Here is a 25,941-nt window from a genome sequence, read left to right as displayed (position 1 = left end):
ACCGCCCTTCCGCACCTGAGGAGTCTGCCTTGAAAACCCCGTACGCGCCGCCCGTTTCGCTCCTGGATCCCTATGTCGGCACAGATGATCTGCCTCTGTACACGACTACCGTCTCCGTGACCGGCGGCGCGTCCGGACACGGCCGCGCGTCCGGCAAGGCCGTCTCGAATGACGGCGAACTGGAGCTCGAACTCAGGCTGCCCAAGGAACTGGGCGGCAATGGCGGCGGCACCAATCCCGAGCAATTGTTCGCGGCGGGCTTTGCCGCGTGCTTTCATGGCGCCATGAGACTGGTCGCCATGAAAAACAATGTCCCGCTGCCGGCAGATTTCGCCATCCACTGCACCACCACTTTCGCGCGCGAAGCGTTTGACGGCCTGTTCTGCATCAAGGCCAGGCTGGAGATTTCCTTGCCTGGGATGGCCAAGGACATGGCATTGGCGCTGGTCCACGAAACCGAAACGATCTGCCCGTATTCGAAGATGGCGGATCAGGGCATCGCGTCTTCCGTGCATCTCAGCTAAGCAGCCAGTGGCCTGGTAGGGGCGGAACCACATGCTCCACTGGCTGCGGTCTCGCCCATGTTCTCAGATACCCCGCGCCTTCATCGCATACGCAGCCACCGCAAGCGCAGCACAGCAGGCCAGCAGCAGATCCAGCCTTTGCCCCAGCCCGGCAAGAACCAGCCCAGCCCCCAGCAGGTTGTAGTAGATCAGACTCAGGATTGCGCCCGCCGTGCCGGCAGCGTTCGCATAGGCCCGCAGCGCGTGGGCCAGGATATTGGGAATGGCAATCGCGTATGCCGCTGCAATCAACGCCATGCCGACGAGGAACGCGGAACTCTGACTAAGCGCCGCCACCAGCCCGGCCCCTAGCGCCAGCAGCACGATGCCCAGCAGGACGAGGCGTTCGGGTGCGCACCCGCGCCGCAGCAACACCGTGTTGAGGAAGGCGCCGCATAGCGAGGCCGCGGCCAGCGCCACGCCGCTTGCGCCGAAACCAAGCCAGGAATTCTCCAGGCGAGCGAAAAGGAAAGGGCCCAGCTGGTAGTAGCCGAAGATCGCGAGATTGAAGATGGCAATCAGCGCCGCGCTGCGCCAGATTGCGCGGTCCTGCAACATGGCGCGCAATGTCGGCCCGAAGGGTGGCGTCGAGTGCGGCTGGGGCCGGGTTTCGGGCCAGCGTAGCGCGCTGGCGCCGAGCAGCGCGACGGCGAGCAAGGCGAGCGCGAGGAATACGCCATGGACCCCGCCCGCCGCCGCGATCTCCTGCCCGGCATACATGCCGACGGCAGGACTCACAGCCAATGCCATACCCAGAATCGAAAAAACGCGGGCCAGCTCCAGGCCCCGATAGCTATCGCGCAGGGCGGTCTGCGTTACGATTGAGCCCACGGCAGCGCCGAAAGCGGAGACCAGCCTGGCGGCGATCAACTGTGTGAAATCGCCCGCCGCCATGGCCCAGCCCGCGCCCAGCGCGTAGATCGCCAGCCCTGCCAGCAATGCCGGCCTGCGGCCCCATAAATCGCAGAGCCGTCCCCACGCCACCACGCCGAAGGCGAAGGCCACAAACCAAAGCGACAGCGTCTGCGCCGCTTCCTCGGGCGCGGCCTGATAGGCTGTCGCGATCAGCGGCAAAGCAGGGCTGTATATCGTCTCGACTATCTGCGGAAAACTCAGCAGCAGGATGACAAGCGGAAGAGGCGGGCGGCGGTACATGGCAGCGTCGGTAAACAGGGAGTCCGTTTTTTAGCCGGACGCTGCCGCCGCCGTTGTCGCCCGGAAGACAAAAAACATCGGAACTCGGACAAATGGCCAGGCTTGCCCCCACCGACGCGTTCAACCCCGACACCATGGCGCAGCCCGTGACGGGCATTGCGTCGCGCTTGATACAGCACGACTCCGGACTGCATAGCCACGGCCGGGGTCAGCTATTGTTCGCCCATGCGGGATCGATCCGCCTTGCGATGCCGGGGCTGATCGCGGTGCTGCCTCCCATCCGCGTGGCCTGGATCCCGCCAGCAACCGAGCACCGCGTCCTGATCCGCGGCGAAGTCGAATACCGTTCGATCTATCTGGACCCGGCGCGTATCGCCGCACCCGCCGCCAACCCCGCCATACTTTCGATGACCCCGCTGTTGCGCGAGGTATTCGAGCGCATCAGTCTGGAACCCTTCGATACCGACTGGTCCGCGGACGCGCCGCGCAACCTGCTGGCCGTCTGCATGGACGAACTGCGCATGGCGCGGCAGGAGCCCATGCTGCTGCCCGTGCCCACCGACCGCCGCCTGGCCGGCCTGGACCTGGAGGAACTTCCGCCCGAACTCGACGCGCTGTCCGGGCGCGTCGGCGCGAGCGCGCGCACCATCACCCGGATATTCCAGCGCGAAACCGGCATGAGCTATCAGGCCTGGCGCCAGCTCTGGCGCCTGCTGCGCGCCGTGGATCTGCTGGCCGCGGGCCAGAGCGTGACCGCGGTGGCGTTCGATCTGGGCTTTGCCAGCGACAGCGCGTTCATTGCGTACTTCCGCCAGATGACGGGGAAGACGCCGGGGCGGTATCTTGCCCCAGCTTACAAACCACAGGCTGTATTTCGATAATACAAATCCCAGGCCGTACTCATCGCCGCTCTGCGCAGGCCCGCAATCCAGGCAAGCTCAGCCAGGGCAACCCGATCCGAGCCTGGAAGCTGGCAACGGCGTATCGCCGCCCGTATTCCCCGCGAACTTGCGGATCTTCTCCGCCAGCTCCGGCGTCGGCTTTTCATAGCCGTAGCAATACGGCGGCGTCGGCGCGGACTCGGCCCGGTAATCCTGCAGCACCGGCTTCGCATCGCCCAGATACAGATTGTCCTTCAAGCGCAGGAAGGCCTTGTAATCGCGCGTGTAGCCATGCTCGGACTTCAGTTTCTCGTAGGCGCCGCGGTCGGATTCACCGTTTTCCAGCGCGCTGCGCTTGGCGGCGATGGGAATGTAGTGGCAGTAGTTCACGTTGATTCCTTCCACCGTCGGAAAGAACTCGGGCTCCACGCATTTGCGTTGCGTGGAGTTCTTGAAGATATTGCCTTCGACCAGCGCGCGGGCCTCCAGGCTGAAACTCATGCCGTAGAAATCCCAGTCTTCCAGCAGATTGTTGAAGAGGTGGAAAGTGCCGAACTGCGCGCGGGGATTGCGCTGCACGGTGTTGAGGAAATAATTGTGGTGCAGTGTCACTCGCGCAATCGAATCGCGGTCGTAGTTGGCGTAGAGGTTCTTCGAGGTAATGTTGTTGAGCAGCATGACCTTGTTCGAATTATGGAACTTGGTCCATGAAATCGTGACATCGGTAGAACCGTTCTTCACGTTCAGCAGCCGGTCCGACATGCGCGAAAGATCCATGTGGTCGACCCACACGTCGCGGCTGTTGTTGGCCACGTTCACGGCTTGCGTCAGCCGCGACAGGCGCCCGTCTATCGTCAGATGCGTAAGGATGACGTTCTTGCTGCCATACACGCCCAGCCCGTCGTCGATCAGCGTGACGCGCTTGCCGCGCCCGTCTATGGTCGTGTTCGACGGCACGCGCAGCTGCGTATCCAGGACGATGGTCATGTCGGACGCGAAGCGGATCCACGTGGGGCCTTTCTTCGCCTGCGCCAGCGCGGCGCGCAGCGTTCCAGGGCCCGAGTCCTGATCGGACGTGACGTCGATGAACTTGCCGCCCAAGCCGCCCGTGGCCTGCGCACCGTAGCCCTCGCGCTGCTGCAGCAGCGCCGCAATGGACGGACAGTGCTCGTCCGGGCTCTTGCACGCTTCGCTGGCAGCGGCCGCCCCGCCGTACAGAACAGCCAGGGCGAACAGCCAATGCGCGGTTTTGATTGCAGCCTTCATCAGCATTGGCTCCTATTGCTGCGCGGACCGGTCCGCGGCGGTGACGTGGCGCCAGATGCCTCCGCTCAGGCGCAGGTTTTCCGGGGGACCGGCCACGTGCTCCCTCAGCCGTTCAAAATAGGCCTGCTGCCAGCGCAGGGAGTACGCATCGGCGTCCTCGCCGGGCTGGGGTGCGGGCAGCATCTCCAGCGTATAGGCGACGTGGCCGTTCTCCCAGCGCGGCGCGTAGAACACCGAGGGCACGCCCATGCGATGCGCCAGGTGCGACGCGAAGCTGGAATACGTTACTTCCTGCCCTTCGAAGGTGGTGCGCGGTGCCGCCGGATTGGCGGCCCCGTCTATGGCCAGGCACAGCACATAGCCCGAGCTCAGCGCCCGCATGCAGGCCTTGGCGACCTGCGCCTCGGTCTGGTCCGCCGTGGAGATCAGGGCAGCGGAATAACTGCTCTGCGCAATGCTGGGCGCGGTCGCCAGCCAGCGCGACGGGATGCCCACCAGTTCCAGCGCCATCAGTCCGGCATACATGGGGCCGACGTGCGCAGTGGCGACCACCACGCCCTTGCCGGCGGCCAGCAGCGGCGCAAAGAAGCGCTCGCCGGTATCGAGTTCTCCCAACACCTGCATCGCCTCTTCGACGCTCTCTTCGCGGCATTCAAGCCAGTCGAACAGCAGGTGGTCCACCAGATGACCCCAGCGCGCGCGACGCTCCCATTGCGCGCGGTCGATGCTGGTGTCGCCGCGCATCGACCAGGCCCAGTCCAGGCGCGCCTGCGGAATAGGGGCGGTCGGCAGCCGCTCCTCCAGCTGCGCCATGGCCTCCTGGAAAGTCGCCGGCAGCCGCTGGCCGCGTTGCGCAACGTATTTCCCGAACAGCGTCTCGGCCTCCTGCTTGCGCCCGGCCTGCGACAGCGCGCTGATGGTCGCGCGCTGCCAAAGCGGCTTCTCCGGCGATTTCTCCAGCAGATGCATCATCTGGTCGGCCGCGGCGTCGTACTGCAGCGTATAGCGCAAGGCGCGCGCATAGAAGGCCCGCGTCTGCTCCAGATCCGGCGCCAGGTCAACGGCCTGCTTCAGCGGCGCCAGGGCCTCCTTGTAGCGTCCAGCGCGCAGCAGGGTCTCGCCATGCAGCGTCAAGAGCCTTACGTCCGCAGGCGCCGCGTTCAGGCCGGCCTCGAAATGCGCCAGCGCATGCACCTTGCGGTCGTCCTCGTTGCCGCGCCGCAAATGGGCCAGCCCCAGGGACGAGCGCAGCACCGCGCAGTCGTGACCCGCGCCCAAGGCCGCATCGCCGAACCGGATCGCCGCCTCCACCCTGCCATCCTCAAGCAGGGCGCGCACGGCCATTGTCGCCACCCGCTCGTTGGGCAGTTCGCGCGGGTCCAGCGCCGCCGCCATGTCCGCCGCCTCTGCGGCGTCGCCATTGCGCACGAAGGCCATCAGCCAGGCATAGGCTTCGCCGGGCTCGCTTTGCGCCATGCTCCTGGTCGCGCGGGCGACCTCGGCGGCCTCGGCCGTCCGGCCGGCCTGCACGCGCAACTGGATGCGCGCTGCATGCAGGGCTGCGGCGCCGGGTTCGATGCCGGCGGCGGCGTCCGCCTCGGCGATGGCGCGATCCCATTGCTCGGTGCGGCCAAAGAGGCTGGCGAGCAGGCGACGCTCGTCGGCGCGCGCCGGATAGACCGCGACCATGATCTCCAACGCGGCAATGGCCGCGGCCAGCTTGCCCTCCCGCACCAAGGGGGAAACCAGCAGGCGGCGCGCGTCGCGCCAGCCGTCGGCCGCCTGCCGCAGCGCCGGCTCCAGCGCGGGCATTTCATTCAGCGGCTCGGCCGACGAATGAATCTGCTTGATCACATCGCGCAGGCGCGCCGTGGCGTCGACTCCGACGGGACGATCCGCAATTGCCATATCAACCATGACGCAATCCCCTCAACAAAGCCATCGCCACACGCGCGATGAACATCAGCACAAAGCCCAGCGCCAGCGCCTGCAGCAACAGGATTCCCGTGCGCGGACTGCTCGGGCGGTCCGTCGGCACCGGCTGCGCAATGATGGACAGGTAGCGCTGCAGGCGCAGCGTGTCGGTCATGGCCTGCTGGTAGGTCTGCTGCGCCAGGGTCAGGTTCGAATCCGCGAACACCTGGGCATTCCTCAGCGCTTCGTAGGATTTGAGCTGCTTGGCTTCCGTGTTGCCACCGCCGCTCAGGCGCTGACGCACCGCCGCAATCCGTTTTTTCAAGGACGTCACCTGCATCTCGGCGGGCCGCAGCATGAAATGGTCCTTGTTGCCCAGCGCGCGTATCTTGTCGAGATTGATCTGCGCGGTGTTGAGCTCACCTTCCAACTGGCTGGAGAGGTTCAGCAGCATCGTCACCGTCGCGGTGGGGTCGATGTTGCCATGGGTGGTGCGCCACGCGGTCAGCGTCTCTCTGGCGGCAAGTGCCTTCTGCTCCGCGAGCTTCACTGCCTCCTCGCTCACTTTCAGTTTGTCGGCGACGCCCTTTTCGTTCATGGAGCTGACGAAGTTCTCGGCCAGCTCGATGAGCGCCCTGGACAGAATCGCGGCGTCTTCCGACGAAAATGCGCTCACGCGCAGCACGTCGATCTGCTCCAGCGCGTTGAAGGACACCTTCACCGAAGCCTGGTAGGCGCGGAAAAGATCGTCCTCGCTGGAATCCTCGGCCAGATGGTTTATCGGATCCATGCCCGCGCGGATCAGGTACTGGCGCAGCCCGACCTTCTTGTCGAGCTGCTGCATGGCGTCGCGCGACTTGAGAAAATCGGCGACCGCCCATCCGTCCACGAAGCCGCCCAGCATGCCGCCCGCGTTGCCCGTGGTCAGGAGGCTGGCCGCCGCGCCACCGCCGCCTTGCTGGCCGGAGGCTGACTGCACGAAGAAGCGCGACTCGGCCTCGTAGCGCGGCGTGGCAAACAGAGAAACATAGATCAGGGCGCACACCACCGGCGCCAGCACCATGAGCGTGTTGATCCAGCGATGGCGGCGCCGCTCGCGCAGCGCCGATTGGCGCTCGCGGCGGCGGCGTTCGATTTCGGACCTGCCCTCAGAGGCCGATTCCGCCCTCATCGAAGCCGCCTCCGAAGACGTCGTCGCCTGTGCCGGATTCGCTCCTTGATCGTCGCGGAGGATACTTGCGGATGCACTGGTCGAGGTCGTCTTCGATGCTGAGCGCGCTTCGTTCATAAATCAAACCCTTGAAGCAATAGTCCGCCAACTGATTCTGGCGATAACTGGAAAGAATGAGTGTCCGGCCAACCAGCCGCTCTTCGAAAAGAGCCAGCCACAGGCGGGTGAAACGGCAAGGCTCGAAGGGGATGGCCCCTTCGATCACATAGACGTCGAACGCTGGCGCCAACGCCAGCGCAAAGGAGAATTCCTGCCGCGCGTAGAGCGGCCAATGCTCCATGGGCTTGGCCAGGGTCCTGGGATCGCTGACCAGGTCGGCGACCAGTTCGTGCGTGGCATCCGCGTCGATCTCGTACATCTCGCTGACGAAGTCGATCATGCTCAGGCCGTTGGCCTTGCCCCGGATGAAGCCCTGCCGGCCTATCGCCCACGAGACGTTGCCGTCGTGCTTGACGAAGCCCTGGCGCGGCGGACGCAGCCCGCACAACACGTCGACGATCTGGCGATGCAGCTCTGGCGCGGGCGACAGCAGCGCATAGCGCCCGACCGGGATCGCGAGATCGACATTGGAAAGCAGCGCTTGCCTGCTTCCGAATGCATAGGGCTCGTCAGTGACGCCATTGAAATGGATCATCTACTTGCCTCACATCGGCTGGACATTGGGACGGGCCAGACGTTCGGCCGCCAATGCAAGCACCATCAAGAAAACCAAAGAGGTCAGGAAATACCCCAGGCTCGCATCATGCGAGGTGTAGGCCTCGAAATAGGCCGAGCGCAGCAACTGCATGCCATGCGCCAACGGCAGCCACAGCATCCAGGGACGCAGGTTCTCCGGCAACTGCTCCGAGACAAAGAACACGGCTGCGAAGATCTGCAGAAAGCGTTCTATGATCGGCGCCAGCCTGAGAAAGAAATGCCAGTAGGTCGCGATCGAACCGAACAGCAGGCCCAGCGCGACCCCGAAACACCCCATCAGCACCACGTAAAGCAGGAACCCGGACCAACTCTTCGGCAGCGTGATCAGCTCCAACGCATGGCCTGCGCTGATCAGCACCAGGAACACCACCAGATACACCGACACGTAGATGAACGCCTGCACCAGCGCGCACATCAATGGCGTGACGCCCTGGAAATTCAGCAAACCGCGCGCCGACACATAGGCCGTGCTGCTGCGGAAGACGATTTGGCGGAACATGATCCAGGTCGTCGCGCCCAGCAGCGAGAATGTCTGCACATCCATGCCCATGATGTAGTGCGTGCCCATCAGGATGTACAGCGACGAGATCAGCGTCAGCAGCACGACCGGGCCTACCAGCGCCCAAACCAGCGCGATCCGGCTCTCGCCGTGCATCACGCGCAGCTGGTAGATGAACATCGCCAACAGCGTGCGGCCGACTGGCCGGACCTTCACGGAGTGGCTCGGATCATGCCCCTCATGCAGGCCTTGCAGGCGATCCCGCAATATCGCGAGATCACCGGCCTCGTCCTGCGAAACCTCGACTTCCAGCGCGATGTCGTTGCGCGAGGCGTGGCGGCGCGCTTCGCGCGCCTCATCCTGCTTCCTGCGCTCCACGCGCCGCGCATGCGCCGCGGCCAGGCGTTCGTCTTCCGCCACCAGCTTGGCCGGCATGTAGCCCGGCGCGAACACATCGACGCCGTCGCGGATGTCCATTTCAAGCAGACGCACGATGACGCGCAAACGCCGCCGCGAAAAATCGGCCAGCGTCTCGTCGACATCGCCGCGCAAGATTTCCGCATCCAGCTCCGCCTGCACCGCCTCGTACACCGCCCGCCGGGCCGCCACGGAATCGTGCGGCTCGCCCTCCAGGCGCGCGACCAGCGGCTTGAGCAGAACGGCCGGCGGGGCCTTTGCTTCAAACAATGCCGCCGGATCCAGGCGCCAGGCCGCAACGCCGGATCCCACTGCGTAACTGCTGTCCTTCCGGCGCGAACGCCAGCCCTTGATCCTGTCCTCGTTGCTCATCGACACGCTATTGGCTTATGCCGGACGAGCCGCCCGAATCGCTGTCGATGGCACGCGTGGCGCTGAAGCCGGCACTCATCGTGACGCGGAACGCCGACAAGACCTTCTGCACCTGCGTGAACGGCGCATCGGAGATGTAGATGGCCTGGCCTTCATGCACGGTGAACTCGCGCGCCAGCGCCACCTGCTCCGGACGCGTCAGGTCGAACTGGTAGACCACCGGCAGCAGGTCCGGCTTGCCCTCGACACCGGCCTTGGCGGGCGTGAACAGGAATACGGAACGCGGATCCGCCAGCTTGTCGTCCAGGCCCTTGGAATCCGCCAGCGCGTCCAGCACGCTGTAGTTGCGTTTGCTGATGGCCACGCGCCCCTGGTTGCCAGCCGCGCCCAACACGGTCAGATACTCCTTCGAGTCATAGGCGGTGATGACGTCGCCGGCTCGCAGCAGGATGTCGTTGTTCTGGTTGCGGTAGATATCCGACAGCCGCACCGACGCCACCTGGTTGTCGCGGCGCAGACTGATGACGAGTTGCTCGGGATTCGTCTGCACCGGCGCGGCCTGCGCCAGCGCGCTGCTCAGGCGCTGGGAGGTCTGCGTGATGGCATACATGCCGGGCTTGGTCAGGTTGCCCTGCACGGTCACCATTTGCCCGCGCGCATCCGCGGCGCGCGTCACGCTGACGTCGGCGCCGACCACCAGCCTGGCCAGACGCGCCACGACGGCGTCATGCAGCTGCGCCAGGGTCATGCCGGCGGCCTGGAATTTTCCAAGGATGGGGAAACTCACGTTCCCCGCCGAATTTATCTCCTGGTTGCCCAGGTCGCTCACGCCGGACGGATCCGCCGCGAACACGCCCAGCCCACCGCGTTCCCACACTTTCACGTTGATGCCGTCGCCGGGAACCAGGCGGTCGAATCCGGCCTGCGTGAGATCGCGGTAACGCACCGGAAAGTCGGCCACGTCGGGCACCCGGCTGGCCTGCACCAGTTCGCGCGACGCGGGCATCACGATGACATCCTTGTCGTCGTGCGCGCCCGTCATTTCGCTCAACATGGGGCCGGAACGGGGCAGCTGGCACCCCGCAAGAGTCAACGTGGCAAGAACCACCATGGTCAGGGCTGCTTTGCGCCGCAGCCCTGAACCCGGGACGTACATATGCATAGGATCCTTTCGTTTCAGCAGCTTGATTGGCCGAATGCCAATCAAGCTTGCATCAGGCGCATGGGCTCGATATCCATGCGTTCATCGTTCTCGGACACCACGGGCATGCACAAGCCCATGAACTTGGTCAGCATGGCATCGAGCGAGAACAGCTTCTGCGCCCGGTGGCGGCTGTGCTCCCTCAATTGCTCGTTGTCGCGCACCTGGTCCACCATGGAGGCGACTTTCTCGCATGCCTCGTGCAGATCCGGGTGATCGACGCAGCTGAGCAGGTGGCCGGTCTCGTTCTCCACAAAGCACTCGCCGGCGCCGCCCGCGGGCGTCGAGATCACCGGCACGCCCACCAACTGGGCTTCGATCAGCACGTTGGGCAGGCCTTCGTAGCGCGACAGCAGGACGCTGGCGTCCATTTGCGAATACCAATAGCCCACGTGGTTGGAAAGGCCGACCAGCAAGAGCCTGTCCGTCACGTTGAGTTCTTCGGCCAGCGCCTCGATGTTCTCGCGCAGGCGTCCGTCGCCCACGATGACGAAGCGCGCCTGCGGCCTATCCTTCAGGTACATCGCCGCCAGCTTGATCCACAACTGAGGCCGCTTGTCCGGCTCCAGGCGGAACACGCCGCCGATGGTCTCCGTGGCATCGGTGGTGCTTTCGTGGAAAGCCTTCCACTTTTCCTCGTCGGCCGCCGAAGCGTCGGTCGCCAGATCCGGCACGCCGTTGTACAGGATGTGGAAACGCGTGATCGGGATGCCCAGCCATTCCGCGTAGGCTTCCGCGGCCTTGCAGCTATTGCTGACGAAAACCACGCCGGGCACCTGGGCCAGGGCCTGGTACAGCTCGGGATACTCTTCGCGGAATCGGTCCTTGCGGATGTTGGGCGGCAGCCCGCGGAAGACCAGGTGTATGGTCGGGGCGCCAGCCAGCAGCGCGGCCAGCGCGCCGAACAGGCAGGTGCCGTCTTGCCACAAGCTCACCACATCGAAGGGGTTGGCCCGCAGCACCGGCGCCAGGCGCGTGACGCCGTAGTGCACCGGAGGCGGCAATTGCTCCAGCAGACGGCTCAGGCTGCCCTCGGGAACAGCTTGATGCGCGACCGAGACCGCCGGCAGCTTGTTGATTTCCGTGACCTGGATCTGCGCCTTCACCAGCACAGGCAGGAAAAAGTCCAACCCCTGCTTCTTGGTGGAGCCGGCGGGTTCGGTGTGCTGCTTCACCATGACTTCCACTTTCTTCGGCATCATGATGACATCGGCCGGACGGCGCTCGGGAGACTCCGCCAGGCGGGTCAATTCGCCTGCAAGCCGCGTCAGCTGGCGCTCGGCGCCGCCGGGCCCGAGGCTGCCCGTTACCAGTGCCACCGACACCGGCTTCTCCGCCGAGTGCTCGACGATCTGGCGGTCACGGAAGTGCAGGATCGCATGCTTCATCGACACGATCCTGACGTCCTTGCCGATCAGTCCCTCTTCAGACTCGAAGCGCTGGTAGAAGGCATAGTCGCTGGCCAGCTCGTTGGCCAGTTCCGCCGCCTTGCTGCCGGGCGTCAAGTGCTTCATGACGGGCGCGATGGCGTCGAACGCGTCGGCCAGCAGGCCGCGCTTGCGCAGGCGCTTGGCGAACTCGACGCGCATGTTGCGATCGGTGTTCTCCGATATCAAGCGGCGGAACAGCGCGTCGGACTGCTCGTGCGCACGGATGTCGCTAAGCAGCTTGGCGCGCGAGAACAAGCGTTCGGGGTTCTGCGTCGACGGCGGCAGATGGCGATCGACCAGGGACAACGCCTCATCGATCTTCCGTTCCTTCACCAGCCGGGTCGCGCAATAGCGGACGATCAGGAAGTCGTCCGGGCACTCTTCCAGCAGCGTGGCCCACTGCTGGGCCATGCCTTCGTTCAGGCCGGCCGCTTCCTTCAGCCTGAGCAGCAGGAAGCGGACCTTGGAGTCTGCCATGTGGTCGCGCGCCAGCGCCTGGGCGCGGGGCAGGTTTTCCTGGGCGACTTGAACCCGCACCGACGCCGTCACGATCTCTTCCAGGAGGGCTTGCACCGCTTTAAGGTCGGACACCGCCTCCGCTAGCTCGGTAATCAATGGCGGATTCATGCAGCCTTCCTCCGGTTGATCTTTTCGATCCACACCTGGCAGCGCTGGATGTAGTGGTCGAACTGCGACGGGTTGTCCGAACGTTCCTGCAGCTTGCGCCAGTACGGCAGGGCCTGTTCGAAGCGGTGCAGGCGCATGGCGCCCACGGCGGCCAGGCGCAAGCCGATGGGATCATCCGGCACCAGCTTCACGATGCGTTCGCCCAGGGCAAGGCGCTCGGTCGTGCTCGCCGGATCCAGCGCGCGCGATTCCGCGTACAGCACGGCGAGGATGCGCCGCTTCTCGTGGTCGACTTCCGTCATTGCGGGCCACGATTGCGCCACGCGGTCCAGCAGGTTCCAGGCAGCCTGGTGATCGCCCGCGGACAGGATCTCGCGGGCGCCCCGGATGGCGCGCGGTCCGAGCCTGCCAAGCTGACGCTCGGCCTCGTCGCGGGCGCTCTGGTCGGCGCCCTCGTGGCCCAGCACCGTCTTGTAGGCGTCGATGGCTTCGCCGTACCAGCCGCCATTGAAGGCCACACGCGCAAAATGCAGCTTCGTGCTGAACGGGGCGGCATCGCCTGCCGCGGCCTGCTCGAGGTGCCGCATGGCGGTCTGCTTGTCTCCCAATGCGTCAGCCGCGCGGCCGCGCATGGCGTGCAGTTCGGGGAAATCGATCTGGGTGTCCAGCGCGATATCCGTCAGGTCGATGACTTCCTTGTGATTGCCCGCTACCAGCGCGGCGCGCACGCCCAGGCGCATGGCGCGCTCGAATGCACGTTGTGCGCGCACACCGGCCAGGGCATCCGGCGTCAGCAGACGGTGCGCGCAGATGCGCTCCGCGGCGTCACGCAAACGCCCTTCTTCCAGGGCTCGATCGCCTTCGTCGGCCCATGCCTGCGACTGCGACTTCAGCCAGGAACCGATATCCTCCTGCTCGCTGTTTGCCAGCTTGCACGAGACGGCCAGCGTGGCCGCTGCCATGATGCAGCCGCGCCAGGACGCTTCCTTGACGAGTTCGAGCACCTGGATGTCATTGAGCGCGGGCGATTCGGACGCCATGTTGCGCAGTCCGACGCGGTCGCCTGCCAGCAGGCGGTCGCGCCACAGCATCGCAAAGCCGCGGCCGTGCGTGGGCATGACCGCGCGTACCTCGTTGACCCAGCGTATGGCGGCTTCCATGTCGCCACTGGCCTGCAGCAGCGCGAGCACCGTGTCGGCGGCTTCCACGGCTACCGCATCTTGCGGGGAAGAAATGCGGAACAGCTGCTTCCAATTGCCCAGGGCCTCGTCCACGTAGCCCAGATGTCCAGCGGAAAATGCCGCGATGCGCACGATTTCCGGGGTTTCGATCTCATCGCCCAGCAGGCCGGCGGCGAGCGAGTACGCGACGTCATGGCGTCCCAGCTTGAACTGGTTGCGCATCAGGATCTGCTCGGCCTTGCTGCCGGAAGCCATCGCACCATCGGCGCTGCCCAGCAGCGCCAGCGAGCCTTCATAGTCGCCCAGTTCTTCCTGGATGCGCGCAAACAGCAGCGTGTGGTCCGGCAGGCCGGGGTGGCGGCGCAGCACTTCGCGCACACGGCGCGAGGCTTCGCGCAGTTGTCCCGAGTCCCAGAGCTTTTCGATGCGGTCCGCGCTTTCGTCGGCGGCAAGCTTGGGCGCGGAAGGCTGCGTCGTCGAGGCATCCATGCGCGGACGCATATAGGTCTTGAACCACTCGGCGCACAGGCGTTCGGCAAAGGCCGGCGTGTAATGGGTCAGGTCGAGTCCGCCATTTTCCATCGCGTCGCCCTGGCCGATCTTGTTCATCAGCGGCGTGGGGTCGTAGCAAGGCACGCCGATGCGCTGCGCGCTGGCCGCCACCGCGGCGATCAGCTGCTGGCGCTGTTCGATGGGCGCATTGTCCGGCGTCAGGGCATTGACGTGGGTGACGAACACCACCTTGTCGCGGCCCAGCAGTTCGACCAGCTGGTTCATTTCCTGCTCGATCTCCTCGTCCGTCTGATCGCGCTTGACGATGCGGGCGAGCAGGTCGCGGTCTTCCGGCGTGAGTCCCTTGAAGACCGGGTCTTGATCCAGCAGCGCGCGCCGCTCGGCCAGGCGGTCGGCATGGGCCATGGACCAGAACATCCGGGTGCGCGTGCGGTCGGCGAAGAACTCGCTGAAGTAGCGCACCAGGTAATTGGACTGGATCGGATAGCCGTCTATGGCCAGCAGCTTGCGCGACGACAGTTCGACCACATAGAGGTCAGCCGGCTTGTGGGCGCCTTTGCGCGCCTGCTCGCCATTCGAGGGCCGGAAGATCACGCGCTGGACGTCGGCAGGGATGTCGCCCTGGCCGAACATGAATCGCGCCTGCTGCAGCGCCTCGGCGCTGGTGTGCACGAAACCGTAGTTGCGCCCGAGTTGCAGCTTGATCGGGTAGCGGCCCACGGCATCGCGCAGCGGCGTATGGATGCGGCAGGTTCCAATCGGAGCGGTGGTAAAAGCAGCCATTCGGAGGCTCTCCTCTAGTGATCGATAGTGAGCCTGAACTTAAAGAGTCCAGTACAGGAGGTCAGACTGAAGCCGTTTGCTGTCCAGCACGGACTTCAGGTCGCACACCATGCCGCCGCTCTTGACCAGAGCCGGCATGTCGTCCCAGATGGAGTCCATGGTTTCGCGGTGCGGCACCGCCAGGATCAGCACGTCCATGTCGCGGAACTGGTCGCGTTCCACGAGCTTGATGCCGTACTCGTGCTCCATCTGCTCCGGATCGACCATCGGGTCGCAGGCGACCGGAGTGATGCCGTATGCGCCCAGGGCCTTGTAGAGATCGACCACCTTGGAGTTGCGGATATCGGGCACGTTTTCCTTGAACGTCATGCCCAGGATGCCGACGCGAGTCGTGGCATTGAGACGGCCGTTGCGGGCCAGCGTCTGGACCACGCGCGAGGCGACGTGGCTGGCCATGCCGTCATTGATGCGGCGGCCCGACAGGATGACCTCGGGGTGATAGCCCAGTTCCTGCGCCTTGGAGGTCAGGTAGTACGGGTCGACGCCGATGCAGTGGCCGCCCACCAGGCCGGGCGAGAACTTGAGGAAGTTCCACTTGGTGCCGGCGGCCGCCAGCACTTCCGAGGTGCGGATGCCGACCAGATCGCAGATCTTCGACATTTCGTTCATCAGCGCGATGTTGATGTCGCGCTGCGTGTTCTCCAGCACCTTGGCCGCCTCGGCGACCTTGATGGAGGACGCGCGGTGCACACCCGCGTCGATGATCTTCTCGTAGACGCCGGCAATGATTTCCAGCGATTCCTCGTCCTGGCCGGACACGATCTTGACGATCTTCTCCAGCGGATGCTCACGGTCGCCCGGGTTGATCCGCTCGGGGCTGTAGCCCAGCTTGAAATCGACGCCGCAGCGCAGGCCGGAGATTTTCTCCAGTTCCGGTCCGCAGATTTCCTCGGTGGCACCGGGATGGACGGTGGATTCGAAAACGACAATGCAACCGGGACGCAGCACGGGGCCGATCGAACGGCACGCACGCACCAGCAGCGAAAAATCCGGGTTGTTCTTTTCGTCGACGGGGGTCGGAACGGCCACTACGAAGAAATCGCAGTTTTCCAGCTCCGATACCTGATCGGTGAACTGCATGGGAGAGGCAAGCAACACGTCGCGTTCGATCTCGCCGGTCCAGTCATCACCCTCTTTCAGCCGTGCGATTCTGCGCTTGTCCACGTCAAAGCCGATGACATCAAAGCGCTTGGAAAATGCGACGGCTACGGGCAGGCCGACATATCCAAGGCCACACACTGCGATTCTCTTTACCACGGGGGACCTCACTGTTTCGTCGTGTCGTGGACACTAGAAATTGACGCCCGGGGACAGGAAATCGATGCGAAATCGAATATGTTTGCCCCGGTTCGGGCGGGCGTATTGCTTAAGAATGTTTACAGCTCGATACGTGTTTAGACGTGCCAAACGACGAGCCAACGAATCGTACGGGGCGTAGACAGCGAATTTCTTTCTAAATATTTTTATCGCTGTTGAAATAAATCAGATTCGCCGCAATAAACCCAGGGAAATCCCTCAAACAATTACATTCATTACATGGACCGCAACATGGGGCGATCTTGAGAATGTTAGCAAATATATAAAAGGGTTTTTCTTGGTCCGGTTTAACCAAAATGAAAAAACATAATAGCCACAAGGAGTTATTTATTAATGACCCAGGGGCATGTCATATTCCAAAACAGCCTGGATACAGTCATTATTCAGACATAACAAAGCCTGACTCCCGCTACCGCCATAGTAAGTATTCGCACACGCGGCCCCGCAAATGAAAAAAGCCCACCGCGCGCGGTGGGCTTTTTTGCTCAATTGCAGGCGGCCTTACTCGACCGTCACGCTCTTGGCCAGATTGCGCGGCTTGTCCACGTCCGTGCCCCGCGCGCATGCCGTGTGATACGACAGCAGCTGCAGCGGGATGGTGTGCAGGATGGGCGAGAGCTTGCCGTAGTTCTCGGGCATGCGGATCACGTGCATGCCTTCGGCGCTCTGGATCTTGCTGTCGGCGTCGGCGAAGACGTACAGCTCGCCGCCGCGGGCGCGCACTTCCTGCATGTTGGACTTCAGCTTTTCCAGCAACTCGTCCTTGGGCGCGATGGTGACGACGGGCATGTGCTCGGTCACCAGGGCCAGCGGGCCGTGCTTGAGTTCGCCGGCCGGGTAGGCTTCGGCGTGGATGTAGCTGATTTCCTTGAGCTTGAGCGCGCCTTCCAGGGCGATCGGATAGTGCATGCCGCGGCCCAGGAACAGGGCGTTTTCCTTGGAGGCGAAGCGGTCGGCCCAGGCCATGATTTGCGGTTCCAGGGCCAGCACCGAACCGATGGCCACGGGCAGGTGGCGCAGCGCCTTCAGGTGCTCGGCTTCCTGCTCTTCGGTGAGGTGGCCGCGCACCTGGGCCAAGGTCAGCGTCAGCAGGAACAGGGCCGTCAGCTGGGTGGTAAAGGCCTTGGTGGAGGCCACGCCGATCTCGACGCCGGCGCGCGTGATGTACGACAGCTTGCACTCGCGCACCATGGCGCTGGTGGACACGTTGCAGATGGTCAGCGTGTTTTCCATGCCCAGCGAACGGGCGTGCTTCAGCGCGGCCAGGGTGTCGGCGGTTTCACCAGACTGCGAGATGGTGACCACCAGCGAACGCGGGTTGGGCACGCTGTCGCGGTAGCGGTATTCGCTGGCGATTTCCACCGCCACGGGGATCTTGGCAACGGATTCGATCCAGTACTTGGCGGTCAGGCCGGCGTAGTAGCTGGTGCCGCAAGCCAGGATCAGCAGGGAATCGATGTCCTTGAAGATCTTGTAGGCCTGGTCGCCGAACAGTTCGGGCGTGATGGATTCGATGTCCTGCAGCGTGTCGCCGACGGCGCGCGGTTGTTCGAAGATTTCCTTCTGCATGTAGTGGCGGTAGGGGCCAAGTTCGGCCGCGCCGGTATGCACGTGCACGGTGTGGACTTCGCGGTCCACGTTCTTGCCGTTGGCGTCCACGATCCAGACGCGCGAGAGTTGCAGGTCGACGACGTCGCCGTCTTCCAGATAGATGATCTGGTCGGTGGTGCCGGCCAGGGCCAGCGCGTCGGAAGCCAGGAAGTTCTCGTTCTGGCCCACGCCCACGACCAGCGGCGAGCCTTGGCGCGCGCCGACCACGCGGTGCGGCTCGTCGCGGCAGAACACGGCGATGGCGTAGGCGCCATGCAGGCGGCGCACTGCATTCTGCACGGCTTCGAACAGGTCGCCGGCGTACAGGTGGTTGACCAGGTGCGCGATCACTTCGGTGTCGGTCTGGCTTTCGAAGACGTAGCCCACGGCCTGCAGCTCGGCGCGCAGTTCGTCGTGGTTCTCGATGATGCCGTTGTGGACCAGGGCGATGCGCGGCTCGTCGTTGCCCAGGCGCGAGAAGTGCGGGTGGGCGTTGTGCGTGGCCGGCACGCCATGGGTGGCCCAGCGGGTGTGGGCGATGCCGGTGAAGCCCTGCACCTTGTCCTGCGCGACCTGCTCGGCCAGTTCGGCCACGCGTTGCGTGCTGCGCGTGCGGCGCAGATGGCCGTCGGCGTAGACGGCGACGCCGCAAGAGTCGTAGCCGCGGTATTCAAGGCGCTTGAGGCCTTCAACGAGGATCGGGGTGATGTCGCGCTGGGCGACGGCGCCAACAATGCCGCACATAGGAGGGTGCTCCGGTAAGTTCGTGTACCGACGCATTGTGCTTGTGCCTTCAAGAAATTTGATTTCTTTATGTGGCAAGAAATGGAAGTTAATTCCCTTACATGATTGTGATTAAATAATATTTCTTATAGATCATTTTTTTGAAATTAATCATGCAAAACGCACAGATTCCACTACCGGAGCTGGATGATCTGGACCGGCGCATTCTTGAACAGTTACAAGACGACAGTTCCCTGACCAACCAGGAGCTGGCGCAACGGGTCCATGCCTCGCCCCCAACCTGCCTGCGGCGGGTGCGGCGACTGGTCGATGAAGGGGTGATAGACAGGCAGGTGGCGATCCTGGCGGCGGAAAAGCTGGGCAGCACGCTGACCGCCATCGTCGAGATCACGCTGGACGTGCAGGCGGCGGAAAGCCTGGACGCGTTCGAGCAGAGCATGCTGACCGAACCCGCCGTGCTGCAGTGCTATCGGGTGTCGCCCGGGCCGGATTTCGTGGTGATCGCGCAGGTGAAGGACATGCCGGCCTATCACGCGCTGGTGCACCGGGCCTTCACCGCGCAGGCCAACGTGCGCAATGTGCGCACGTTCTTCTCGGTGCATCGCGCCAAGTTCGAGACCCGGATCGACGTGCGCGCCTGACGCGCGCGAGGGTCAGCGGCGGGCGATCAGGCGCTCGAACTGCGCCAGGTAGCGGTTGCCCATTTTCTGCACGTCGTGCTCGTTGCGCACGTATTCGTAGGCACGTTCGGTGACTTCCTGGCGGAAGGCCGCGTCGTCCAGGCAGCGGGCCATGCCTTGGGCCATGGTCTGAAAATCGCCCACGGCGCACAACACGCCGCGCCCGTCGGCCAGGCTTTCCTTCAGGCCGCCGGCATCGGTGGACACCACCGGCACGCGTTGCAGGAAGGCGTCCAGCACGCTGCTGCCCAGGGCCTCTTCCTCGGAGCTCATGACGAATACGTCGAGGATGCTGTAGAAATCCTCCACGCCCTTGCGAAAGCCGGCAAAGCGGTAGACGTCCTCGATGCCGAGCTTGCGCGCCTCGTCCTTGGCCTGCTGCTCGCGGTCGCCGCCGGCGCCGAAGTGCAGGAAGACGAAGTCGCGGCGCGTCTTGGCCAATTCGGCCACGGCGCGCACCAGCGTGACCGGATCCTTGTCGCGGATCAGCGCGGCCGACGTGGCCATGACCTTCTTGCCGGCCAGATCGAATTCGCGCACCAGTTGGGCAACATTCTCGGCGTCGATCTGGTGCGGCTCGACGGCGCTGCGGATGATGACGGGCTCGATTCCCAGGCGGCGCGGCTCGCCCGCGGCCATCTCGCTGATCGCCACGAACAGGTCGGCGTGGCGCCACTTGAAGCCGGTCTTCCATTCATCGCCGGGTTTGACCACGAAGGACGTGCGGCGAGAAAACGCCACCGGCCGGCGGTGCAGCCATTTGGTCAGGACCGCCCAGGTGATGGTGTTGGCGGTCTGGGCATGAACTATGTCGTAGCGGCCGGCGCCGGCCAGGAAGGCCAGCTGCCCAGGCACGTTGCGGCAGGTATGGGCCACGAAGCCCTCCTGGCGCGCGCGCTCGGCCAAGGGCGCGCCTTCGCGGCACATCACTTCGACGTCGTGGCCGGCCTTGCGGAATGCGCGCATGCAGTACAGCGTCTGCCGTTCGCCGCCGCGCCAGCCCTTCTCGAAGTTCAGCTGCAGGATCTTCATGCGCGGCCGATGCCCGAGTACTCGAAGCCCAGGCCGCGCACGTCCGCGGGCGTGTAGAGATTGCGGCCGTCGATGATGAGCGGGGTCTTGAGCAGGGCTTTGACGCGATCGAAGTCGGGCGCGCGGAAGACCTTCCATTCGGTCGCGATCAGGAGCGCGTCGGCGCCGTCCAGCGCGTCGTACATATCGGTGGCGAAGCTGATGCCGGGCTTGCCGGCCAGCACGCGGCCGGCCTCATGCATGGCGACGGGGTCGTAGGCGCGCACTTCGGCGCCCCGGCGCGTCAGTTCGGCGATGACGGTCAGGCTGGGCGCTTCGCGCATGTCGTCGGTGTTGGGCTTGAAGGACAGGCCCCACAGCGCGATCTTGCGGCCCTTCAGGTCTTCGCCAAAACGTGCGACCACTTTTTCGGACAGGCGGAATTTCTGCGCGTGGTTGGCAGCCTCGGCGGCCTCGATGACGCGCATGGGCAGGGCGTTCTCGGCGGCGGTGTTGACCAATGCCTGCACGTCCTTGGGGAAGCAGGAACCGCCGTAGCCCGCGCCGGGATACAGGAAGTGATAGCCGATGCGCGGATCGGCGCCGATGCCGCGGCGCACTTGTTCGATGTCCGCGCCCAGCGCTTCGGCCAGGTTCGCCATTTCGTTCATGAAGGAAATGCGCGTGGCCAGCATGGCGTTGGCGGCGTATTTGGTCAGCTCGGCCGAGCGCACGTCCATCACCATCAGGCGATCATGGGTGCGCTGGAAGGGCTCGTAGATGCGGCGCATGACGCCAATGGTGTAGTCGTCGTCCGCGCCGACCACGACCCGGTCCGGGCTCATGAAGTCGTTGATGGCGGCGCCTTCCTTCAGGAATTCGGGGTTGGACGCCACGCTGAAGGGAATATCCACCCCGCGTGCCGCCAGCTCCTGCTCCACCACGGCGCGCACCTTGTCGGCCGTGCCTACCGGCACGGTGGACTTGTCCACGATCAGCTTGCGCGCCGTCATGTGGCGCGCGATGTTCCGAGCGGCGGCCAGTACGTACTTCAGGTCGGCGGAACCGTCTTCGCCAGGCGGGGTGCCCACGGCGATGAACTGCACGTCGCCGAAGGCCACGCTTTGCGCGACGTCATCGGTGAAGTGCAGCCGTCCTGCCTGCACGTTGCGGCGCACCAGGTCTTCAAGGCCCGGCTCGTAGATGGGGATGCCGCCCTGACTTAGCAGGGCGATCTTAGCCGCGTCCACATCCAGACACATGACGTCGTTGCCCATGTCGGCCAGGCACGCCCCCGACACTAACCCCACGTAACCGGTACCCACGACCGTGATCTTCATGCCTGAACGCCTTCAAAATAGGTAATCGTTGCGCCGGATGACTGAAACCCGGTGCCGGCCGTCATTATAGAAGCGGCCGGGGGGCCCGGGCCCGCCGCGCCGCAATAGCTGTCCTTTGGGACAGGCCCTAGGTCCGCAGCTTGCTGAAGCGGACGGTATTCACCACCACCGCCAGGGCGGCGCAGACGGTCCCCAGCACCAGCGCCAGGCCCGGACCATGCGCCAGGCTGATACTGAACGCGATGGCGACCAGCGCCGTGCCGAAGCTCTGGCCGAATACCCGGGTAGTGGCTTGCAGGCCGCCCGCCGCGCCGCTGCGCGAGCGGGGCGCGGCCGACAACAAGGCGCGGTTGTTGGGCGTCTGGAAAAAGCCGAAGCCCATTCCCGCCACGAACATGCCCGCCACAATGGGCCAGTTCGAGACCGTGGCCGGCAGCGCCGCCAGCCACAGCATGCCGACCACCATGGCGGCCGCGCCTATGCCGCTGAGCGTGGCGGCCGAATAGCGGTCAGACAGCCGGCCCGCCAGCGGAGCGATGATGGCGGTGCCCACGGGCCAGGCGCCCATCAGCATGCCCACTTCCAGATAGGGCCGGCCCAACACCTGCTGGAAATAGAACGGCAGGGACACATAGGACGCCATCTGCGCGGCGAAGGTGCAGGCCGAGGCGCCCACCGCAAAGGCCAGCGGGCGGATGCGCAGCAGGTCCACGGGCACCAGCGGCGCCGGCTGCTTGCCGACGCGGCGCACCAGCACGAAGCCGATGGCCGTGGCGATCGCCACCAGGCCGATGCCGCGCAACAGATCCATGCCCATCATGTCCACGCCCGAAATAAAGACGCCCAGGGTCAGCATGCACAGCAGGGCGCTGATCCAGTCCAGCTTCACATCGTTGCGCGGCACTTCCGGCAAATGGCGCAGGCCCAGCATCGCCAGCGCGCAGATCGGCAGGTTGACGGCGAAGATCCAGGGCCAGGGCGCCACCGACAGGATGGCCGAACCGATAGTCGGCCCCAGCACCGACATGATGGCCACGGTGGTGGCGTTCAGGCTGATGCCGCGTCCCAGCAGTTTCAGTGGATAGATGTTGCGCACCAGCCCGCCAAACATGCACATGAGCGAAGCCGCGCCTATGCCCTGGAACACGCGCGCCGCCGTCAGCTGCCAGAGCGTGCCGGCCAGGGCGCAGCCCAGCGAGGCCAGCGTGAACAGCATCAGGCCGAAGGTGAACATGCGGCGAAAACCGATGCGCTCGGCCAGCGCCGACAAGGGCAGCAGCATCATCACCACCGCCAGGTTGTAGGCGTTCACGATCCAGACCGCCTGGGCCGGCGACGCATTGAGGTCGACGGCGATCGTGGGCAGCGCCACATTGGCGATGGTGGTGTCCAGGACCGACAGGCTGATGCCTGTCATCACTGTTGCCGCCGCCCAGTAGCGGCGCGGCGTGGGCAGACCGTCGGGCGGGGCGGGCTTGGCGCCGCTTGCGGGCGCCTCTCCGCTCTGCCCCGTCACGATTTCTTGACCGGGCGCTGCCATCCGTCGACGGTGACCTGCTTGGCGCGCGACACCGTCAGTTTCTCGGCCGGCGCATCGCGGGTCAGGGTGGTGCCCGCGCCCAGCGTGGCGCCGCGGCCGACGCGCACCGGCGCCACCAGCTGCGTATCGGAGCCGATGAAGGCGTCGTCCTCGATGACGGTACGGTGCTTGTTCACGCCGTCATAGTTGCAGGTGATGGTGCCGGCACCCACGTTCACGCGGGCGCCGATGTCGGCGTCGCCGATGTAGGCCAGGTGGTTGGCCTTGCTGTCCGCGCCCAGCACGCTCTTCTTGATCTCGACGAAGTTGCCGACGTGGCTGCGGTCGCCGAGTTCCGCGCCCGGGCGCAGGCGCGCGTAGGGACCGACGCGCGCATCGCGGCCGACCTGTGCCTGCTGCAGATGGCTGTAGGCCTCGATATGCGTGCCCGGGCCGACGCTGACGTCGCGCAGCACGCAATGCGGGCCCACGCGCACGCCGTCGGCCAGCGATACCTGGCCTTCGAACACGCAGCCCACGTCGATGAACACATCGCGTCCGCAGGTGAGCGAGCCGCGCACATCAAAACGCGCCGGGTCGGCCAGCGTGACGCCGGCTTCCAGTTGGCGGCGGGCCTGCTCGGCCTGCCAGCGGCGCTCCAGTTCGGCTTGCTGCACGCGGCTGTTCACGCCCAGCGTTTCCCAGGACGCGCCCGGCTGGGCCGCGCCCACCGGCACGCCGTCGACCACCGCCAGGCCGACCACGTCGGTCAGGTAGTACTCGCCCTGGGCGTTGTTGTTGTCGATGCGGGACAGCCAGTCCTTCAGCTGCGCGGTCGGCGCCGTGAGGATGCCGGTGTTCACTTCGCGGATCTCGCGCTCGGCGTCCGAGGCGTCCTTGTGTTCGACGATGCGGCACACGTTGCCGCTGGCGTCGCGCACGATGCGGCCGTAGCCGGTGGAATCCGCCAGCACCTCGGTCAACACGGCGGCGCCAGCGCCGCGGGCGTCCAGCAGGCGTTGCAGGGTTTCGGGCTGCACTAGCGGCACATCGCCATACAGCACCAGGGTCACGTCATCCTTGCCATCGCCTTCGAGCAGCGGCACGGCCTGCTGCACGGCGTGGCCGGTGCCTTGCTGCGGTTGCTGCAACACGAAGTGCAGGTCCGACTGGCCTTCATAAGCCTGTTTGACGCGGTCCGCGCCATGGCCGACCACGACGATGATGCGCGCCGGCTTGAGTTGGCGCGCGCTGTCCAGCACGTGGCCCAACATCGGTTTGCCAGCCAGCGTGTGCAGCACTTTGGGGAGATCGGACTGCATGCGTTTACCCAGTCCGGCGGCAAGAATTACTACGTTAAGCATAGGTTCCAGTATGTTGAGTGGCGACCGAGAGGCCTTGCGGCCATCTCGCCCGACGATTTAAAGAGAGGACCGCCGCTAGCTGGCGTCCGGTCCGGTTTTCTTGGCGGCCTTGCGAGGCGCCGCGGACTTGCGGGCCGCGGGTTTGGACGCCTTGGCTGCGGGCGCGGCTGCGGCTTTGGACTCGCCAGTCTTAGGCCCGGCCTTGGCCGCGGCATCGGCAGGCGCCGCCGGCATGGAGGCCGCGGTGGCGGCGGCGATCTGATTGAACTGCTGCTGCAGCAGATCCCACCAGGCCTTGGAAGCCGATTGCGCCGCGGCGCCCATCTGCTCGCTCATGCCCGGCGCGGCGGCTTGCTGCTGCCCTGCGGCCTCTTCGCCCTTGGCCTTGGCGCCTTCGGCGGCAGGGGCCGGCTTGGGTGCGGACTTAGGGCCGGGCTTCAGGCCCAGCACCACTTCCAGCGGGGAGGCCGCGCCGCTGTCCTGGAAGGCGCCCATATCCAGGTTGGCTGCGCTGTCCACGAAGGCGCGCAGCGTGCTGATGGTGGAACGCTGGACTTCCATGCCCTGGATCGTGCTGGACAGCATGGACAGGTTCATGCGCAGCCAGTTTTCCACGGAACGCAATTCCGCGATCCGGCGATCCAGGTCTTCCAGGTTCATCGGGGGAGCCATGGGCAGGCTGCTGGCCAGGCCTCCGGGTCCGGTCAGGCCCGCCCAGGCCTGGCGCATCATTTCCATGCTGGCCAGTAGCGGGTTGCCCGACAGGTCGGAATGCTGGCCCATGCCGGGCAGAACGAACGGGTTGGTGTGTTGGTCGCTCATTCCTGGTCTCCCCTAAGACAGATGATGGTCGCCGGCAGGCGGGATCATCCGCGCAGCAGCTGATTGTTCTCCACGCGCACATGATCGCCGGACGCAAAGGCGAACGGCTGCGCGCTGCGGAATTGGCGCGTGCTGCCGTCGTTCATGCGCACCGTGAGTTCATAGTGCGTCACCGTTTGTTGCTGTCTGATATTACGCTCAACTTCACGGCCTGCCAAAGCGCCGCCCACCGCGCCCAGCACGGTCAGTGCCGTCTTGCCGCTGCCGCCGCCGAACTGGTTGCCCACGACGCCCCCGACCACGCCGCCGCCGATGGTGCCGATGAGGTGATCGCTATTGTCCTTGACGGGTACCTGCACTTGTCGGACCGATTCCACCACGCCGCAGCTCGCGCAGGCTTGCGGCGCGGGACGCTGGGCAGGTGCTGGCGCCTGGGTCTGAGCCTGGGAACGCGGCGCGGCGGACGCCTGGGCCCCTTGCTGGGCTGGCGCGGGTGGCACGGCGGCCTGTGGCGCGGGCGCCAGGTTGGCGCCTTCCGGGCCGGCCTCGGCCACCGGCTCGTCCGCATGCGGATTGGCCGAAGGCGAGGGCAGCCAGCCCATCACGGCGGCCACGCCCACCGTACACATGACGATGACGGCGATCGCTGCCGCGGCAACCAAGGGATGGATGGCGCGGCGCGCGGATTCGATTTTGGCGGATGTACTCATGACGATGCTCCATCGTTACTAACCGGCAGTGGTATAGCACCCTGGCGCGGTTTCG

Annotated in this window: 20 protein-coding genes; 3 read left to right on the top strand and 17 right to left on the bottom strand. The window is 65.1% G+C overall.

Going from position 1 to position 25,941, the window contains the following annotated elements:
- The first annotated feature begins 29 nt into the window (after positions 1–29).
- Positions 30–524: an Ohr family peroxiredoxin gene (locus AXYL_RS01230; protein WP_041652077.1), complete on the top strand. Its 495-nt coding sequence runs from the start codon at positions 30–32 to the stop codon at positions 522–524.
- Positions 525–587: 63 nt separating this feature from the next.
- Here the strand turns inward: AXYL_RS01230 and AXYL_RS01225 are convergent, their stop codons facing one another.
- A complete protein-coding gene (locus AXYL_RS01225; protein WP_013391004.1) occupies positions 588–1,718 on the bottom strand; it encodes an MFS transporter in 1,131 nt (376 codons plus the stop codon).
- 92 nt (positions 1,719–1,810) lie between these two features.
- On the opposite strand from AXYL_RS01225, the gene AXYL_RS01220 reads away from it, so the two are divergent.
- Entirely contained in the window at positions 1,811–2,599 is a 789-nt protein-coding gene (locus tag AXYL_RS01220; RefSeq protein WP_013391003.1) for a helix-turn-helix domain-containing protein, read from the top strand.
- Between the two features lie 57 nt (positions 2,600–2,656).
- On the opposite strand, the gene AXYL_RS01215 is transcribed toward AXYL_RS01220, so the two are convergent.
- The 10 genes from AXYL_RS01215 to glmS form a co-directional block, all read right to left on the bottom strand.
- Positions 2,657–3,865 carry a polysaccharide lyase family 1 protein gene (locus AXYL_RS01215; RefSeq protein ID WP_013391002.1) on the bottom strand — a complete coding sequence of 403 codons (1,209 nt, stop codon included), beginning with the start codon at positions 3,863–3,865 and terminating at the stop codon, positions 2,657–2,659.
- A gap of 12 nt (positions 3,866–3,877) precedes the next feature.
- Positions 3,878–5,782, bottom strand: a complete 1,905-nt coding sequence (locus tag AXYL_RS01210; protein ID WP_013391001.1) for a Vi polysaccharide transport protein VexE — start codon at positions 5,780–5,782, stop codon at positions 3,878–3,880.
- Positions 5,775–6,950 carry a sugar ABC transporter gene (locus AXYL_RS01205; protein ID WP_013391000.1) on the bottom strand — a complete coding sequence of 392 codons (1,176 nt, stop codon included), beginning with the start codon at positions 6,948–6,950 and terminating at the stop codon, positions 5,775–5,777. The genes AXYL_RS01210 and AXYL_RS01205 overlap by 8 nt, the downstream gene beginning before the upstream one ends.
- Entirely contained in the window at positions 6,928–7,644 is a 717-nt protein-coding gene (locus tag AXYL_RS01200; protein ID WP_013390999.1) for an ATPase, read from the bottom strand. The genes AXYL_RS01205 and AXYL_RS01200 overlap by 23 nt, the downstream gene beginning before the upstream one ends.
- Positions 7,645–7,653: 9 nt before the next feature.
- On the bottom strand, positions 7,654–8,994 hold the full coding sequence (locus tag AXYL_RS01195) for an ABC transporter permease (protein WP_013390998.1): 1,341 nt from the start codon (positions 8,992–8,994) through the stop codon (positions 7,654–7,656).
- A 7-nt stretch (positions 8,995–9,001) separates the two neighbouring features.
- Positions 9,002–10,156, bottom strand: coding sequence for a polysaccharide biosynthesis/export family protein (locus AXYL_RS01190; protein WP_013390997.1), 1,155 nt, complete (start codon positions 10,154–10,156; stop codon positions 9,002–9,004).
- Between the two features lie 41 nt (positions 10,157–10,197).
- Positions 10,198–12,252: a glycosyltransferase gene (locus AXYL_RS01185; RefSeq protein WP_013390996.1), complete on the bottom strand. Its 2,055-nt coding sequence runs from the start codon at positions 12,250–12,252 to the stop codon at positions 10,198–10,200.
- Positions 12,249–14,729 carry a hypothetical protein gene (locus tag AXYL_RS01180; protein ID WP_013390995.1) on the bottom strand — a complete coding sequence of 827 codons (2,481 nt, stop codon included), beginning with the start codon at positions 14,727–14,729 and terminating at the stop codon, positions 12,249–12,251. Before AXYL_RS01180 ends, AXYL_RS01185 begins: the two co-directional genes overlap by 4 nt.
- Positions 14,730–14,768: 39 nt before the next feature.
- Entirely contained in the window at positions 14,769–16,028 is a 1,260-nt protein-coding gene (locus tag AXYL_RS01175) for a nucleotide sugar dehydrogenase (RefSeq protein WP_080551036.1), read from the bottom strand.
- Between the two features lie 579 nt (positions 16,029–16,607).
- A complete protein-coding gene (gene glmS / locus AXYL_RS01170) occupies positions 16,608–18,440 on the bottom strand; it encodes a glutamine--fructose-6-phosphate transaminase (isomerizing) (protein WP_013390993.1) in 1,833 nt (610 codons plus the stop codon).
- A gap of 152 nt (positions 18,441–18,592) precedes the next feature.
- On the opposite strand from glmS, the gene AXYL_RS01165 reads away from it, so the two are divergent.
- Entirely contained in the window at positions 18,593–19,081 is a 489-nt protein-coding gene (locus AXYL_RS01165; RefSeq protein ID WP_013390992.1) for an Lrp/AsnC family transcriptional regulator, read from the top strand.
- 12 nt (positions 19,082–19,093) lie between these two features.
- Here the strand turns inward: AXYL_RS01165 and AXYL_RS01160 are convergent, their stop codons facing one another.
- The 6 genes from AXYL_RS01160 to AXYL_RS01135 form a co-directional block, all read right to left on the bottom strand.
- The gene (locus tag AXYL_RS01160; RefSeq protein WP_013390991.1) at positions 19,094–20,152 is read right to left on the bottom strand and encodes a glycosyltransferase family 4 protein; all 1,059 of its coding nucleotides are present in this window, start codon (positions 20,150–20,152) and stop codon (positions 19,094–19,096) included.
- Complete coding sequence (locus AXYL_RS01155) at positions 20,149–21,471, bottom strand: UDP-glucose dehydrogenase family protein (RefSeq protein ID WP_013390990.1); 1,323 nt, start codon at positions 21,469–21,471, stop codon at positions 20,149–20,151. The genes AXYL_RS01160 and AXYL_RS01155 overlap by 4 nt, the downstream gene beginning before the upstream one ends.
- Before the next feature lie 127 nt (positions 21,472–21,598).
- Positions 21,599–23,011: an MFS transporter gene (locus AXYL_RS01150; RefSeq protein WP_049797745.1), complete on the bottom strand. Its 1,413-nt coding sequence runs from the start codon at positions 23,009–23,011 to the stop codon at positions 21,599–21,601.
- Positions 22,984–24,354 carry a bifunctional UDP-N-acetylglucosamine diphosphorylase/glucosamine-1-phosphate N-acetyltransferase GlmU gene (gene glmU, locus AXYL_RS01145; RefSeq protein ID WP_013390988.1) on the bottom strand — a complete coding sequence of 457 codons (1,371 nt, stop codon included), beginning with the start codon at positions 24,352–24,354 and terminating at the stop codon, positions 22,984–22,986. The genes AXYL_RS01150 and glmU overlap by 28 nt, the downstream gene beginning before the upstream one ends.
- A gap of 75 nt (positions 24,355–24,429) precedes the next feature.
- Positions 24,430–25,176 (bottom strand): PhaM family polyhydroxyalkanoate granule multifunctional regulatory protein, encoded by a 747-nt coding sequence (locus tag AXYL_RS01140; RefSeq protein WP_013390987.1) that lies wholly within the window; start codon positions 25,174–25,176, stop codon positions 24,430–24,432.
- Positions 25,177–25,220: 44 nt separating this feature from the next.
- The gene (locus AXYL_RS01135) at positions 25,221–25,886 is read right to left on the bottom strand and encodes a glycine zipper 2TM domain-containing protein (protein ID WP_013390986.1); all 666 of its coding nucleotides are present in this window, start codon (positions 25,884–25,886) and stop codon (positions 25,221–25,223) included.
- Positions 25,887–25,941: the final 55 nt, after the last annotated feature.

It is taken from the genome of Achromobacter xylosoxidans A8, assembly GCF_000165835.1.
In the GTDB taxonomy this organism is placed as follows: domain Bacteria; phylum Pseudomonadota; class Gammaproteobacteria; order Burkholderiales; family Burkholderiaceae_B; genus Achromobacter; species Achromobacter xylosoxidans_B.
This window is presented reverse-complemented; position numbering and strand designations above follow the sequence as displayed.

Coding starts and splice junctions, on each gene's coding strand:
- AXYL_RS01190 (WP_013390997.1), bottom strand. CDS start 10,156: ATGCATATGTACGTCCCGGGTTCAGGGCTGCGGCGCAAAGCAGCCCTG.
- AXYL_RS01225 (WP_013391004.1), bottom strand. CDS start 1,718: ATGTACCGCCGCCCGCCTCTTCCGCTTGTCATCCTGCTGCTGAGTTTT.
- AXYL_RS01180 (WP_013390995.1), bottom strand. CDS start 14,729: ATGGCTGCTTTTACCACCGCTCCGATTGGAACCTGCCGCATCCATACG.
- AXYL_RS01200 (WP_013390999.1), bottom strand. CDS start 7,644: ATGATCCATTTCAATGGCGTCACTGACGAGCCCTATGCATTCGGAAGC.
- AXYL_RS01195 (WP_013390998.1), bottom strand. CDS start 8,994: ATGAGCAACGAGGACAGGATCAAGGGCTGGCGTTCGCGCCGGAAGGAC.
- AXYL_RS01215 (WP_013391002.1), bottom strand. CDS start 3,865: ATGAAGGCTGCAATCAAAACCGCGCATTGGCTGTTCGCCCTGGCTGTT.
- AXYL_RS01160 (WP_013390991.1), bottom strand. CDS start 20,152: ATGAAGATCCTGCAGCTGAACTTCGAGAAGGGCTGGCGCGGCGGCGAA.
- AXYL_RS01185 (WP_013390996.1), bottom strand. CDS start 12,252: ATGAATCCGCCATTGATTACCGAGCTAGCGGAGGCGGTGTCCGACCTT.
- glmS (WP_013390993.1), bottom strand. CDS start 18,440: ATGTGCGGCATTGTTGGCGCCGTCGCCCAGCGCGACATCACCCCGATC.
- AXYL_RS01150 (WP_049797745.1), bottom strand. CDS start 23,011: ATGGCAGCGCCCGGTCAAGAAATCGTGACGGGGCAGAGCGGAGAGGCG.
- AXYL_RS01155 (WP_013390990.1), bottom strand. CDS start 21,471: ATGAAGATCACGGTCGTGGGTACCGGTTACGTGGGGTTAGTGTCGGGG.
- AXYL_RS01140 (WP_013390987.1), bottom strand. CDS start 25,176: ATGAGCGACCAACACACCAACCCGTTCGTTCTGCCCGGCATGGGCCAG.
- AXYL_RS01135 (WP_013390986.1), bottom strand. CDS start 25,886: ATGAGTACATCCGCCAAAATCGAATCCGCGCGCCGCGCCATCCATCCC.
- AXYL_RS01205 (WP_013391000.1), bottom strand. CDS start 6,950: ATGAGGGCGGAATCGGCCTCTGAGGGCAGGTCCGAAATCGAACGCCGC.
- glmU (WP_013390988.1), bottom strand. CDS start 24,354: ATGCTTAACGTAGTAATTCTTGCCGCCGGACTGGGTAAACGCATGCAG.
- AXYL_RS01165 (WP_013390992.1), top strand. CDS start 18,593: ATGCAAAACGCACAGATTCCACTACCGGAGCTGGATGATCTGGACCGG.
- AXYL_RS01220 (WP_013391003.1), top strand. CDS start 1,811: ATGGCCAGGCTTGCCCCCACCGACGCGTTCAACCCCGACACCATGGCG.
- AXYL_RS01210 (WP_013391001.1), bottom strand. CDS start 5,782: ATGGTTGATATGGCAATTGCGGATCGTCCCGTCGGAGTCGACGCCACG.